The 992-nt window shown below is 41.0% G+C and carries 2 protein-coding genes and 1 pseudogene; all 3 read right to left on the reverse strand.

Annotated features, from left to right (window positions below):
* The coding region (locus tag F0249_RS20005) for a peptide deformylase (protein WP_171757648.1) at nt 1-140 on the reverse strand (140 nt) is incomplete at its 3' end.
* Between the two features lie 145 nt (nt 141-285).
* The gene (locus tag F0249_RS20010; protein ID WP_171757649.1) at nt 286-654 is read right to left on the reverse strand and encodes a hypothetical protein; all 369 of its coding nucleotides are present in this window, start codon (nt 652-654) and stop codon (nt 286-288) included.
* A 143-nt stretch (nt 655-797) separates the two neighbouring features.
* Nucleotides 798-992: pseudogene (locus F0249_RS20015) on the reverse strand (VOC family protein); the annotation flags it as partial.

The following is a 992-nucleotide window of genomic DNA, read 5'->3' on the forward strand; positions in this document are numbered from 1 at the left end:
AAACCAATACCATTGTCAGTCGCATATAACGTTTCCAACATGTCGTCTATTAATGTTTGTACCGTCGAGAGATCTTGCACCTTTTCCGCTTTGACCTTAAGCCTCGGGTCTGGTGCAGTCAGAATTTCTAAAATTGCCATACTTTCCTTCTAATTCTTGGAAGCTCATAACGCCGCGTTAAGTGGTGAGCAACGCTACCACCCTGCCTAAACCATTGTGACATAAACACTTAAACTGAAGAAAGCCGAAAATGCCGAGCGTTGGGAATCCGTCTTAAACGCTTTGTTATGCGTATGACTCAGCTGCACGCGCATGAGCTAAGTTTTCCAGTTTTAATAGGAAATTATTTAGTTCATCGGAAGCCCCGCTGTAAGCAAAGCTGGGATACTCTGGCTTGCTACTTTGACCATTAGTTGTTCTGATGAACTCAACTTCTTGTTCAGGAAAGAAGGCAAGAATCAAAGTGCCAATTTCAGAGTTTAAACCAAGCTCTTGTCCTAACTCTGTAGAGCCAAGAGTAACTTGAATCTTTGTTTTCTCAAGATCCATTTTTGCTAGTCTTTGAGTTTTAAATCCCAGTACTTTTAAATCGCGTTTTGAATTGAAAGTAAACCAACCTTGATTCTTTACTACTTCAAAATTTTCAAGTTCCATAAGTTCCTATTTCTCCGATACGCATAACGCCCAATTAAGGTGCGACAACGCTATGACACCTAAGCTAAACCATTGCACCGTAAACACTAAATTCAAATCGGAGTAAAATCGGCAAGCGTTAGGAGTCACTCTTAAATTGTTTGTTAGAGCGCACTTTCACTTGGCAGAAAATGAGTCGTACAAATTTTATTCCCATCAGGATCACGTAAGTAAGCTAAATACAATCGACGCGAGCCGGAACCACGAACACCTGGAGGCTCTTCTATTGCGATACCACCACTTTCTATTCCAATTCGATGCCATTCATTGATGATTTCAGGGCTGTCTGCTAAAAAACC

Origin of the sequence: Vibrio sp. 03-59-1 (assembly GCF_013114135.1) — a bacterium.
Lineage (GTDB): Bacteria > Pseudomonadota > Gammaproteobacteria > Enterobacterales > Vibrionaceae > Vibrio > Vibrio cortegadensis.

Coding starts and splice junctions, on each gene's coding strand:
- F0249_RS20010 (WP_171757649.1), bottom strand. CDS start 654: ATGGAACTTGAAAATTTTGAAGTAGTAAAGAATCAAGGTTGGTTTACT.